12 protein-coding genes are annotated in these 12,769 nt (G+C 68.8%); 8 read left to right on the top strand and 4 right to left on the bottom strand.

From position 1 onward, the window contains the following. Positions 1-45: 45 nt before the first annotated feature. Entirely contained in the window at positions 46-672 is a 627-nt protein-coding gene (locus ACZ7DE_RS06010) for a TetR family transcriptional regulator (RefSeq protein WP_470758494.1), read from the bottom strand. Positions 673-738: 66 nt separating this feature from the next. Between ACZ7DE_RS06010 and ACZ7DE_RS06005 the strand changes: the two genes are divergently transcribed. Then, positions 739-2,337, top strand: coding sequence for an MFS transporter (locus ACZ7DE_RS06005; protein ID WP_470758492.1), 1,599 nt, complete (start codon positions 739-741; stop codon positions 2,335-2,337). A gap of 254 nt (positions 2,338-2,591) precedes the next feature. After that, positions 2,592-2,897 carry a small hydrophobic protein gene (locus ACZ7DE_RS06000; RefSeq protein ID WP_470758490.1) on the top strand — a complete coding sequence of 102 codons (306 nt, stop codon included), beginning with the start codon at positions 2,592-2,594 and terminating at the stop codon, positions 2,895-2,897. A gap of 75 nt (positions 2,898-2,972) precedes the next feature. Here ACZ7DE_RS06000 and ACZ7DE_RS05995 read toward each other — a convergent pair whose 3' ends face one another. Further along, positions 2,973-3,749 carry a potassium channel family protein gene (locus ACZ7DE_RS05995; protein ID WP_470758489.1) on the bottom strand — a complete coding sequence of 259 codons (777 nt, stop codon included), beginning with the start codon at positions 3,747-3,749 and terminating at the stop codon, positions 2,973-2,975. 89 nt (positions 3,750-3,838) lie between these two features. Continuing rightward, positions 3,839-6,586: a pyruvate dehydrogenase (acetyl-transferring), homodimeric type gene (aceE, locus tag ACZ7DE_RS05990; RefSeq protein ID WP_470758487.1), complete on the bottom strand. Its 2,748-nt coding sequence runs from the start codon at positions 6,584-6,586 to the stop codon at positions 3,839-3,841. Positions 6,587-7,023: 437 nt separating this feature from the next. On the opposite strand from aceE, the gene ACZ7DE_RS05985 reads away from it, so the two are divergent. The 6 genes from ACZ7DE_RS05985 to ACZ7DE_RS05960 all read left to right on the top strand — a co-directional run bounded on the left by ACZ7DE_RS05985 (position 7,024) and on the right by ACZ7DE_RS05960 (position 11,758). Beyond that, a complete protein-coding gene (locus ACZ7DE_RS05985) occupies positions 7,024-7,461 on the top strand; it encodes a DUF3052 domain-containing protein (RefSeq protein WP_057583034.1) in 438 nt (145 codons plus the stop codon). Between the two features lie 138 nt (positions 7,462-7,599). Further along, positions 7,600-8,058, top strand: coding sequence for a peroxiredoxin (locus ACZ7DE_RS05980; protein ID WP_470758484.1), 459 nt, complete (start codon positions 7,600-7,602; stop codon positions 8,056-8,058). A gap of 194 nt (positions 8,059-8,252) precedes the next feature. After that, complete coding sequence (locus ACZ7DE_RS05975) at positions 8,253-8,828, top strand: calcium homeostasis/redox stress adaptation protein (protein ID WP_470758482.1); 576 nt, start codon at positions 8,253-8,255, stop codon at positions 8,826-8,828. 177 nt (positions 8,829-9,005) lie between these two features. Next, a complete protein-coding gene (locus tag ACZ7DE_RS05970) occupies positions 9,006-9,581 on the top strand; it encodes a TerD family protein (RefSeq protein WP_470758480.1) in 576 nt (191 codons plus the stop codon). A 174-nt stretch (positions 9,582-9,755) separates the two neighbouring features. Further along, positions 9,756-10,904, top strand: coding sequence for a DUF475 domain-containing protein (locus tag ACZ7DE_RS05965; protein ID WP_470758478.1), 1,149 nt, complete (start codon positions 9,756-9,758; stop codon positions 10,902-10,904). Between the two features lie 116 nt (positions 10,905-11,020). Further along, on the top strand, positions 11,021-11,758 hold the full coding sequence (locus ACZ7DE_RS05960) for a TerD family protein (protein ID WP_470758476.1): 738 nt from the start codon (positions 11,021-11,023) through the stop codon (positions 11,756-11,758). A gap of 99 nt (positions 11,759-11,857) precedes the next feature. On the opposite strand, the gene ACZ7DE_RS05955 is transcribed toward ACZ7DE_RS05960, so the two are convergent. After that, positions 11,858-12,604: a TerD family protein gene (locus ACZ7DE_RS05955; RefSeq protein WP_470758474.1), complete on the bottom strand. Its 747-nt coding sequence runs from the start codon at positions 12,602-12,604 to the stop codon at positions 11,858-11,860. Positions 12,605-12,769 lie beyond the last annotated feature (165 nt).

Raw genomic sequence — 12,769 nt, 5'->3', positions numbered from 1 at the left:
GGGCGTGGGGATGGTCATAAAGCTCCTCAGGCCTTGTGGCGCCCCTCAGGTCTCGCGCCAGTCGCCCAGCAGCGACGGTCCCACTCCGTCCAGATGGCGGGCCGTGAGCAGGCGGATGCCCTCCAGGCCGACGTCCTCGCCGGTGGACCACTGCCGTTCGGCCGCCCGCATCACCCCGCTGAACACGGCCACGGCCAGTCGCGGCCGTGGATCCGCAGCCACGTCGAGCCCCTCGCGCTCGGCGATCACCCGCACCAGGTCCTCCTCGACCTCCGCCGAGCGTCGCAGATGCGCGGCGAGCAGCACCGGCGTCGACTCGATCACCCGGTGCATGCGCAGATACAGCTCCACCGGCACGACGGACTCGACGACCTCGTTGATCGAGTACCAGCCCTCGACGACGGCCTGGCGCAGCGCCCGCATCGGCGCCTCGTGCGCCGGGCGGGCCCGCACCTCCTCCACGAAGCGCGCCGCGGTCATCTCCACCAGGGCGAGGGCGGCCTCGTCCTTGCCGGCGAAGTAGCGGAAGAAGGTGCGCTGGGAGACGTCGACGGCCTCGGCGATCTCGTCGACGGTCGTCTCCTCGTACCCCTGTGAGATGAACAGTTCCACGGCGGCCCGCAGCAGCGCGTCCCGGGTGCGCTGCTTCTTGCGTTCGCGCAGTGTTTCCATAGGTGTCAGTTACCGACTTGTGAACTCGTTTGTCAATTGTCAGCGGCTGTCACTAGCCTCGAACACATGACTAGTCAGACCACCATCGGGGCGCCGGCGGACCCGTCGGACGGCCCGGCCGCCCGGGGGCTGCGCGGCCACCCGTGGTTCACCCTGCTCACCGTCGCCGTGGGCGTCATGATGGTGGCCCTCGACGGCACCATCGTGGCCATCGCCAACCCGGCCATCGCCAGCGACCTCGGCGCCACCTTCGCCGAGGTCCAGTGGATCACCAACGCGTACTTCCTCGCCCTCGCGGTCTCCCTGATCACCGCGGGCAAACTCGGTGACCGCTTCGGCCACCGTCAGACGTTCCTGATAGGCGTCGTCGGCTTCGCCGCCGCCTCGGGCGCGATCGGCCTCTCCGACAGCATCGCGCTGGTCGTCGTCTTCCGTGTCTTCCAGGGCCTGTTCGGCGCGCTGCTGATGCCGGCCGCGCTCGGCCTGCTGCGCGCGACCTTCCCGGCCGAGAAGCTCAACATGGCCATCGGCCTGTGGGGCATGGTCATCGGCGCCTCCACCGCCGGCGGCCCGATCCTCGGCGGTGTCCTCGTCGAGCACGTGAACTGGCAGTCGGTGTTCTTCATCAACGTGCCGGTCGGCGCCCTCGCCCTGGTCCTGGGCGTGCTGATCCTGCTCGACCACCGCGCCGAGAACGCCCCGCGCTCCTTCGACGTCCTCGGCATCGCCCTCCTCTCGGGGGCGATGTTCTGCCTGGTGTGGGCCCTCATCAAGGCGCCGTCCTGGGGCTGGGGCGACGGGGCGACCTGGGCGTTCGTGCTCGGCTCCGCGGTGCTCTTCGCCGCCTTCGCCTACTGGGAGACGAAGGTCCGCGAACCGCTGATCCCGCTCGCGCTGTTCCGCTCGGTCCCGCTGTCGGCGGGCGTGGTCCTCATGGTCCTGATGGCCGTCGCCTTCCTGGGCGGCCTGTTCTTCGTGACGTTCTACCTCCAGAACGTGCACGGCATGAGCCCCATCGACGCGGGCCTCCACCTGCTCCCGCTGACCGGCATGATGATCGTCGGATCCCCGCTCGCCGGCGCGCTGATCACCAAGCTCGGCCCGCGCGTTCCGCTGGCCGGCGGCATGGCGGCGACCGCGATCGCCATGTACGGCATGTCCACGCTGGAGACGGACACCGGCAGCGGTGTCATGTCGGTCTGGTTCGCCCTGCTGGGCCTCGGCCTCGCACCGGTCATGGTCGGCGCGACGGAGGTCATCGTCGGCCACGCGCCCATGGAGCTGTCGGGCGTGGCGGGCGGTCTCCAGCAGGCGGCCATGCAGATCGGCGGCAGCCTCGGCACGGCCGTGCTGGGCGCCGTGATGGCCTCCAAGGTGGACAGCGACCTGCCCGCCAACTGGAAGGGCGCGGGCCTGCCCGAGCTCACCCCCGCCCAACTGGACCAGGCCTCCGAGGCGGTCCAGGTCGGCGCGGCCCCGGTCGCCAAGGGCACCCCGGAGGCGATCGCCGCCAGGATCGCGGACGTCGCCCACGACACGTTCATCTCCGGCATGAGCCTGGCGTCCCTGGTGGCGTCCGGGGTCGCGGTCGTCGCCGTCTTCGTCGCGCTGCTCACCAAGCGTGGGCAGAACGCGGACGCGGGCGCCGGGGTGGGGCACATCTGAGGCCCCCGAGGGACGGCCTCATCTGACGGGATTTCAACGAAATTCCCCTATCCGGGTGACAAAGCTAAAGGTTCCTCGCATCCGGTACGCGCCGCAGGTCACAGTTAGTCAAGCCCTCCGGATGGCAGGGCGGCCAGGGCTGCGGCGCGCTGCCGGAGGGGGACAGCGCGCCGACTGCCCGGCAACTGCGGTGCATGGAGCGCGTGTCGGGGGTACCCGAACATCGAACATCCCCGGAATCCAGGGAGTTGACGATGGCCGGCTTCGGAAACGGCGCCCGCAGGTACCCCCGCTCACGTGGCCGCATGGGGTCACGGACCGGGCCGGATCGCGCGACGCTCGGCATCGTCGGCCTCGTGTGCGCGGTCGCCGGATTCTTCGCGCTGGGGATCATCCTCGGCCCCGCGGCGATCGTCTGCGGCTGGCTGGCCATGGGCCGCACCTGGGCGGGCTCCCGTCCGGTACCGGCCCTGGTCGCAGTCGCCCTGGGGGCGATCGACACCCTGCTGGCGATCATCTGGCTGGCGGGCGCGACCGGGACGGGCAACGGACTGCTCTAGGGCGGCTCCGCCCGCCGTTTGACGGAACCCAGGCCTGTCGAGGGCCGCGGCCCACCCCGGACCCCGCCCGTGGGTCTACCGGGACGGATGGCGGGTGGTGAGGGGCTCAGTCCCGCGCGGGCCGTCCTGCAGCGCCGCGACCTCCCGCCGCAGCGCCCGCACCTCCTCGGTCAGGGCCAGGATCGCCTCGGTCTGCGCGCGTTCCTCGACGTCGTCCTTGTCGAACCGCTCGATGAACCACGCGGCGATGTTCGCGGTCACCACACCCAGCAGCGCGATCCCCGAGAGCATCAGCCCGACGGCGATGATCCGCCCCAGCCCGGTGGTCGGCGAGTGGTCCCCGTACCCCACGGTCGTCATCGTCGTGAACGACCACCACAGCGCGTCACCCAGGGTGCGGATGTTCCCGTCCGGCGACTCCCGTTCGACCGACAGCACGGCGAGCGAGCCGAACATCAGCAGCCCGACGACCGCCCCCACCACGTACGTCGTCATCCGGATCTGCGAGGCCATCCGGGCCCGCCGCCCCACCAGCAGCAGCGTCGAGACCAGCCTCAGCAGCCGCAGCGGCTGCAGCATCGGCAGGACGACGGCGCACAGGTCCAGCCAGTGCGTGCGGACGAAGCGGCGCCGCTCGGGCGTGAGCGCCAGCCGTATCAGGTAGTCCACCGCGAACGCCCCCCACACCGCCCACTCGACCGCGGTGCACGCCACCGTCAGCGAGTGCCCGGCCGAGGTGTCCACGATGGGCACCGCGTAGGCGACGGCGAACACCACCGCCAGGGCCAGCAGCGGCCGCTGGGTCCACTGTTCCCACCGGTCCTGCCGGTCCTGCGCCGTTCGTCGTTGCATGTCCGCATCGTAAAGAACGAGTAAGGGGCGGCGGGGGCCAGATGCCCCACCGCCCCCTCGCACGTGCTACCCGCCACGCGCGCTACGCGCTACGCGTCGCCTCCGGCGACCCCCGGGTCCGCCGCCGACGCGTCCAGCAGCTGGTACCGGTCGATGGCCTGCTTCAGCAGCGACCGGTCGACCTTGCCCTCCTTCGCCAGCTCGGTCAGCACGCCCACGACCACCGACTGGGCGTCGATGTGGAAGAACCGGCGAGCCGCCCCGCGGGTGTCGGCGAAGCCGAAGCCGTCGGCGCCCAGCGACTGGTACGTGCCCGGCACCCAACGGGCGATCTGGTCCGGCACCGACCGCATCCAGTCCGACACGGCCACGAACGGCCCCTCGGCCCCGGCCAGCTTCCGCGTCACGTACGGCACCCGCTGCTCCTCCTCCGGATGCAGCAGGTTGTGCCGCTCGACCTCGACGGCCTCGCGGCGCAGCTCGTTCCAGGAGGTCGCCGACCAGACGTCCGCCCTGACGTTCCACTCCTCGGCGAGGATCTTCTGCGCCTCGACCGCCCACGGGACCGCCACGCCGGACGCGATGATCTGCGCGGGAATCGCCCCCGACGTGCCCTCGCTGAAGCGGTGGATGCCCTTGAGGATGCCCTCGACGTCCACGTTCTCCGGCTCGGCCGGGTGCTGGATGGGCTCGTTGTAGACGGTCAGGTAGTAGAAGACGTCCTCGCCGTGCGGGTGCTCGTCGGAACTGCCGTACATCCTCCTGAGCCCGTCCTGCACGATGTGCGCGATCTCGAAGCCGTACGCCGGGTCGTAGGCGACGCAGCCCGGGTTCGTCGAGGCGAGCAGCTGGGAGTGGCCGTCCGCGTGCTGGAGGCCCTCACCGGTCAGCGTCGTGCGGCCGGCGGTCGCGCCCAGGACGAAGCCGCGCGCCAGCTGGTCCGCCATCTGCCAGAACTGGTCGCCGGTGCGCTGGAAACCGAACATCGAGTAGAAGACGTAGACCGGGATCAGCGGCTCGCCGTGCGTGGCGTACGCCGAGCCCGCCGCGATCAGGGACGCCGTGCAGCCCGCCTCGGAGATGCCGTCGTGCAGCATCTGGCCGGTCGGCGACTCCTTGTACGCGAGCAGCAGTTCACGGTCCACCGATTCGTACTGCTGGCCGAGCGGGTTGTAGATCTTCGCACTCGGGAAGAAGGAGTCCATGCCGAACGTGCGGTACTCGTCGGGCGCGATCAGCACGAACCGCTTGCCGAGCTCCTTGTCCCGCATGAGGTCCTTGAGCAGTCGTACGAACGCCATGGTCGTGGCGATCGACTGCTGACCCGAGCCCTTCTTCACGGTCGCATACGTCTTGTCGTCCGGCAGTGCGAGCGGCTTCGCGCGCACGACGCGGGTCGGGACGTAGCCGCCGAGGCTCTTGCGGCGGTCGTGCATGTACTGGATCTCTTCCGAGTTCCGGCCGGGGTGGAAGTACGGCGGAAGGCCGCTCTCCAGCTCCTTGTCGGAGATCGGCAGGTGCAGCCGGTCGCGGAAGCCCTTGAGGTCGGCGACCGTCAGCTTCTTCATCTGGTGCGTGGCGTTGCGGCCCTCGAAGTTGGGGCCCAGCGTCCAGCCCTTGACGGTCTTGGCGAGGATGACCGTCGGCTGGCCGGTGTGCTCCACGGCCGCCTTGAAGGCCGCGTAGATCTTCTTGTGGTCGTGACCGCCGCGGCCCAGGTGCAGGATCTGGTCGTCGGTCATGCCCTCGACCATCGCGCGCAGCCGCTGGTCGTCGCCGAAGAAGTGGTCGCGGATGTAGGAGCCGGACTCGGTGGCGTAGGTCTGGAACTGGCCGTCCGGCGTGGTGTTCATCCGGTTGACGAGGATGCCGTCGCGGTCCTGCGCCAGCAGCGGGTCCCAGGTGCGGTCCCAGATCAGCTTGATCACGTTCCAGCCGGCGCCGCGGAAGACCGACTCCAGCTCCTGGATGACCTTGCCGTTGCCGCGCACCGGCCCGTCGAGGCGCTGCAGGTTGCAGTTGACGACGAAGGTCAGGTTGTCGAGGCCCTCGCGCGCGGCGATGGTCAGCTGGCCGAGCGACTCCGGCTCGTCCATCTCGCCGTCCCCGAGGAACGCCCACACGTGCGACTTCGAGGTGTCGGCGATCCCGCGCGCGTGCATGTATCGGTTCATCCGGGCCTGGTAGATCGCGCCGATCGGGCCGAGGCCCATCGACACGGTCGGGAACTCCCAGAAGTCCGGCATCAGACGCGGGTGCGGGTACGAGGACAGCCCGTGCGGCGCCTTCGACTTCTCCTGGCGGAACGCGTCGAGGTTGTCCTCGCTGAGCCGGTCGAGCAGGAACGCGCGCGCGTAGATGCCCGGTGAGGCGTGCCCCTGGAAGAAGACCTGGTCGCCGCCGTCGCCCTCGTCCTTGCCGCGGAAGAAGTGGTTGAAGCCGACGTCGTAGAGGGAGGCGGACGAGGCGAAGGTGGCGATGTGCCCGCCCACGCCGATGCCCGGGCGCTGGGCCCTGGACACCATCACGGCCGCGTTCCAGCGGGTCGCGTTGAGGATCTTGCGCTCGATCTCCTCGTTGCCCGGGAAGAACGGCTCGGCCCTGGTGGGGATGGTGTTGACGTAGTCCGTGCTGCGCATCTCGGGCACGGCCACGCGCTTCTCGCGGGCCCGCTCGATCAGGCGCAGCATCAGGTAGCGGGCCCGCTCCCGGCCGCGCTCGTCGATCGCGGCGTCGAGGGAGTCGAGCCACTCCTGGGTTTCCTCGGGATCGAAGTCAGGAACCTGACTCGGAAGGCCGCCAATGATGATCGGGTTGCGATCGGATCCGGAAGCCACGCTGTTCCTTACCTGTCAGAGGGCTGTGTGGGGCTGGGTGGGGTCTGTCTCTTCTTCGCTGATGTCTCGCTTGTATGTCGCTGGTTCTCCAGTACCTGCACCGCCCCCATCGTGTACCTAGGGGCCGCAAACGTCATCTCTACCCCGAGGTAACCGGCACCCGTTCGAATCTCGTACCCTTGGATGGTTCTCAAATACGCAAACAGGGCAGATAGGTGTGGTGTACGTCACCATCCGTCTGTATCGAGTGCCTGGAGTTGCGTCGACACGGCCAGGATCGTCACCGTTTCGGCGGTCCGAACCGCCGGGTACTTGCGCGATCCGCCCCGTCCGTGTGGACTACGGCCAATGCTTCGCGCACGCGCGTGGCTGAGTTTCCCCCACGCCCTGGACGGGCCCGGGGGCACCCCATCCGAATCATGATCAGGAGGCAACCCGTGAGCGCGACCGCGGACCACGCGGAGGAGCGGACCAGCCCTGCCGTCAGGCTGGGTTTCCAGCCCGAGCAGGTGGTCCAGGAGATCGGCTACGACGACGACGTCGACCAGGAGCTCCGCGAGTCCATCGAGGAAGTCATCGGCAGCGATCTGGTGGACGAGGACTACGACGACGTCGCCGACGCCGTAGTGCTCTGGTTCCGCGACGATGACGGAGACCTGACGGATGCGCTGGTGGACGCCACCACGTACATCGAAGAAGGCGGGTCCATCCTCCTCCTGACGCCGAAGACCGGCCGTACGGGATACGTGGAGCCGAGCGACATCTCCGAAGCCGCGACGACTGCGGGTCTGTCGGCCAGCAAGAGCGTCAGCGTGGGCAAGGACTGGAGCGGCAGCCGGCTGGTGACGCCCAAGGCGGCCAAGTCCAAGAAGTGACGTCCGAGGAGTGACGTCCCAGAAGTGATCGAGTCGAGACGGGCCGGGCCCCAGGGCCCGGCCCGTCCGTCGGCTCCGGGTGATCGCTGCGTAGGGTGGACCCACCCAGACAGCCCCCACCGAAGGGACATCCAGGCGATGGCGATCCAGGTCGGCGACAAGGCCCCCGACTTCGAGCTCAAGGACAACCACGGCCGGGACGTGAAGCTCTCCGACTTCCGGGGCAGCAAGAACGTCGTCCTGCTCTTCTACCCCTTCGCCTTCACCGGCGTGTGCACCGGCGAGCTGTGCGAGGTGCGCGACAACCTCCCGAAGTTCGCCGACCGCGACACCCAGGTGCTCGCCGTCTCCAACGACTCCATCCACACCCTGCGCGTCTTCGCCGAGCAGGAGGGCCTGGAGTACCCGCTGCTGAGCGACTTCTGGCCGCACGGAGAGGTCTCCCGCGCCTACGGCGTCTTCGCCGAGGACAAGGGCTGCGCGGTGCGCGGCACCTTCGTCATCGACAAGGAGGGCGTCGTGCGCTGGACGGTCGTCAACGCGCTGCCGGACGCCCGTGACCTCGGCGAGTACGTCAAGGCGCTCGACACGCTCTGATCCGCCGGTAGCGGGACTTCCGTCCCGCCACCCCGGCCCCGGGACCCCGTTCCCGACCGCCCTGTTCCCGACACCCTGTGATTCTTCGGCTGCAGGGCCTGCGTCGGGCGGGAACCCGTCACTAGGATCGACACGTTGATCCGATATCCAACGCACGACGGGGCTCCCCGCCCCAGGACACCAATGGAGGACTCGTGGGAGTCAGCCTCAGCAAGGGCGGCAACGTATCGCTGACCAAGGAGGCCCCGGGCCTGACCGCGGTCATCGTCGGTCTGGGGTGGGACGTGCGCACCACGACCGGCACCGACTTCGACCTGGACGCCAGCGCACTGCTGCTGAACAACTCCGGCAAGGTCGCCAGCGACGCCAACTTCGTCTTCTTCAACAACCTCAAGAGCCCCGACGGCTCGGTGGAGCACACCGGTGACAACACCACCGGTGAGGGTGAGGGCGACGACGAGGCGATCAAGGTGAACCTCGCCACGGTCCCGGCCGACGTCGAGAAGATCGTCTTCCCGGTGTCGATCTACGACGCCGAGAACCGTCAGCAGTCCTTCGGCCAGGTCCGCAACGCCTTCATTCGCGTCGTGAACCAGGCCGGCGGCACCGAGATCGCCCGCTACGACCTCAGCGAGGACGCGTCGACCGAGACCGCCATGGTCTTCGGCGAGCTCTACCGGCACGGCGCGGAGTGGAAGTTCCGTGCCATCGGCCAGGGCTACGCGTCGGGCCTGCGCGGTATCGCGCAGGACTTCGGCGTCAACGTCTGAGCACCCGAAGGACCCGAGCCACCGAAGGACCGGAGTCACCCGAAGCACCTGAGTGACCTGAACATCTGACCGTCCGGCGCCGCACCGTTTACGGTCGGCGCCGGACGCGCAGGACAACCGAAGAAGCAGCACCTCCGGCCTGATCCGCCGGAGAGGCCCCAGGGGAGGACCAGCAACATGGGCGTCACGCTCGCCAAGGGAGGCAATGTCTCCCTGTCCAAGGCCGCGCCGAACCTCACTCAGGTGATGGTCGGACTCGGCTGGGACGCGCGCTCCACCACCGGAGCCCCCTTCGACCTGGACGCCAGCGCGCTGCTGTGCACCGGCGGGCGGGTCATGGGGGACGAGTGGTTCGTCTTCTACAACCAGCTCACGAGTCCGGACGGCTCGGTGGAGCACACCGGGGACAACCTCACCGGTGAGGGCGAGGGCGACGACGAGTCGCTGCTGGTGGACCTCGCCAGGGTGCCGCCGCAGTGCGACAAGATCGTGTTCCCGGTCTCCATCCACATGGCCGACGAGCGGGGCCAGACCTTCGGTCAGGTCTCCAACGCGTTCATCCGCGTCGTCAACCAGGCCGACGGCCAGGAACTCGCCCGCTACGACCTGAGCGAGGACGCCAGCACGGAGACCGCGATGATCTTCGGCGAGCTGTACAGGTACCAGGGGGAATGGAAGTTCAGGGCCGTGGGACAGGGGTACGCGTCCGGACTGCGGGGCATCGCCCTCGACTTCGGGGTGCACGTCTCCTAAAGGGCCGGGCATCCCGGCTACCGACCGGTACGGGACCGCCCGTACCGCACGGAACGGTCGACCCCTAGACTCAGCAGCTGAAGTCAACGTTTCGTAAAGCCGAGTACGGCGCCGGGGAGACCCTCCCCCAGACTCCGTCTGGGAGGTGCCCCCAATACAGGGATTGGGTAGCCAGTGCTTCTGAAAACCTTCGGCTGGTCGTTCGCGGTCACCGCGCTCGGCCTGGTCGCTGCGGTCTTCTACGGGGGGTGGGAGGCTCTCGGCATCGTGGCGATCCTCTGCATCCTCGAGATCTCGCTGTCGTTCGACAACGCGGTGGTCAACGCCGGAATCCTGAAGAAGATGAGTGCCTTCTGGCAGAAGATCTTCCTCACGGTCGGTGTGCTCATCGCCGTCTTCGGCATGCGGCTGGTCTTCCCCGTGGTGATCGTCGCCATCAGCGCCAAGATCGGCCCGATCGAGGCGGTCGACCTCGCGCTGAACGACAAGGATCAGTACCAGCAGCTGGTCACCGACGCCCACCCGTCGATCGCCGCCTTCGGCGGCATGTTCCTGCTGATGATCTTCCTGGACTTCATTTTCGAGGACAGGGACATCCAGTGGCTGCGCTGGATCGAGCGGCCGCTGGCCAAGCTCGGCAAGGTCGACATGCTGTCGGTCTGCATCGCCCTGATCGTCCTGCTGATCACCTCCTTCACCTTCGCCACCCACGCCCACCAGCACGGCGGCGCCCACGTCGACAAGGCGCAGACGGTCCTGATCTCCGGCATCGCCGGTCTGATCACGTACATGATCGTCGGTGGCCTCTCCGGCTACTTCGAGGACAAGCTCGAGGAAGAGGAGGAACGCGAGCACGAGGAAGAGGAAGAGGCCGCGCGCACCGGCAAGCAGCGGCCCGCGGTCGTCCTCGCAGGCCAGGCCGCCTTCTTCATGTTCCTCTACCTCGAGGTCCTGGACGCGTCCTTCTCCTTCGACGGTGTGATCGGCGCCTTCGCCATCACCAACGACATCGTCCTGATGGCCCTCGGCCTCGGCGTCGGCGCCATGTACGTCCGGTCGCTCACCGTGTACCTGGTCCGTCAGGGCACCCTCGACGACTACGTCTACCTCGAGCACGGCGCCCACTACGCGATCGGCGCCCTCGCCGTCCTGCTGATGGTCACCATCCAGTACCAGATCCACGAGGTCATCACCGGCCTCGTCGGCGTCCTCCTGATCGCCTGGTCCTTCTGGTCCTCCGTGCGCCGCAACAAGGCGCTGGCGGCGGCCGAGGGAAAAGCGGAGGCCTCGGACGACAAGACTGAGGTCTCGTCCGGGGTGTGATCACCTTCTGAGCGAGGAACGCTCTGTGCGGGGCGGCCGGTGAGGAAACTGTCCTCCACGGCCGCCCCGCCGGTCTGTCCCGGCGAATGTCGTGGACGTGGATGTGGGGGGCGGGAATGGGCTTCTTCGACGGACTCCTGGGCAGCCGGGCGGCCGACTTCGACTCGGGCAGCGCGGCCACCAACGCGATCGAGCTGACCAAACGGCATCACCAGGTGTCCCTCACCAAGCAGGGCGCCGCGACCGGCAACCTGCGCGTCAACCTGACCTGGCGGATGCGGACGTCCGACATCGGCGGGCCGCAGCGGGAGAGCCTGCTGCGCCATCCCTTCAAGGCGCTGCGGCCGCCCGAGGTCATCGGACACAGTCAGAGCATGGTGAACGTCGACCTCGACCTCGGCTGCCTGTACGAGCTGGCCGACGGGACGAAGGGCGTCGTGCAGCCGCTGGGCGGACTGCTGGGCGACGTGAACGCGGCGCCGTACGTGAAGCTCAGCGGGGACGACCGGTTCGGCTCGGCGTCCGGCGAGACGATGTACGTCAACCTCGACCACCGCGACGAGATCAAACGGCTGCTCGTCTTCGTCTACATCTACGACCAGACGCCGGCCTTCGACCGCACGCACGCGATCGTCACGCTGTACCCGAGCAACGGGCCGCGGATCGAGATAGGCCTCGACGAGCGGCATCCCCAGGCCCGCTCCTGCGCCGTGGTGATGATCGAGAACGTCAAGGGCGAGCTGATGGTGCGGCGCGAGGTGCGGTTCGTCTACGGCTTCCAGGCGGAGCTGGACCGGCTCTACGGGTGGGGACTGCAGTGGGGGCGGGGCTACAAGGCCAAGGCCGACAAGTAGCGCCCGGAGGCACTCGCCCTCACCGGCCGCCCGACGCGGCCGACGGAGGCACCGCCGACTCGGCGGCGGCCCGGTTCGCCGCCCGACCCGCCGCCCGGTTCACCGCCCGACGAACTGCGGACCCTGCGGCGGCAGGCGGAAGGAGCCGTCCGGATAGCCGTAGCCGTAGGTCGGCAGGTTCGCCGGGTAGCCGTAGGCCGGCTGCTGCGGGACCACGGCCGACGTCGGCTGCTCCGGCGGCAGCGGCTGGGACGCGCTCGGCGTCTGCGCGGCCTGGGACGGCGCCGGCTCGGGCGCGGCCTCCTCCGACTCGTCCACCGAGATGCCGAAGTCGGTGGCCAGGCCCTTGAGGCCGTTGGAGTAGCCCTCACCCAGGGCGCGGAACTTCCAGCCCTCGCCGCGCCGGTACAGCTCGCCGCAGATCAGGGCCGTCTCCTCGCCCGTCTCGGGGCGGATGTCGAAGGTGGCCAGGGGCTCGCCCTCGGCCGCCGCGTCGTACAGCAGGATGCTGAGGGAACGTACGCGGTCGAACGTGACGCCGTCCGCCGAAGCGACCAGAAGAATCTGACCGACGCCGGACTCGACACCGGAGAGATCTGTCTGGATGGTGTCGGTAAGGCCTTCGGCGACGCGCTTCTTGCCGAGCCGCCACACCTTCCCGGAAGGGTGCCGGGGCTGGTTGTAGAAGACGAAGTCCTCGTCGGAGCGCACACGACCGTCGAGGCCGAGGAGCAGCGCCGAGGCGTCGACGTCCGGGACCCCCTGCCCGGGGGTCCAGCGCAGCACGGCGCGCACCGTGGTGGCTTTCAGCGGGACGTTCGACCCCTTCAGCATCGCGTGCGTCATGCGGTCATCCTGCCTTCTCGGGCCTGCTCACGACAATGCGGGGTACTCGGGAGCCCGCACACGACTGTGCGGGTCCCAGTTACCTGAAATTCATGACCGGTGGGAACCTCCGACACGGATCCCTACGTACTATTACCGGCCACCTCATGCCGAATCCACAGGCTT

The organism is Streptomyces sp. NPDC037083 (assembly GCF_055606485.1).
This window is presented reverse-complemented; position numbering and strand designations above follow the sequence as displayed.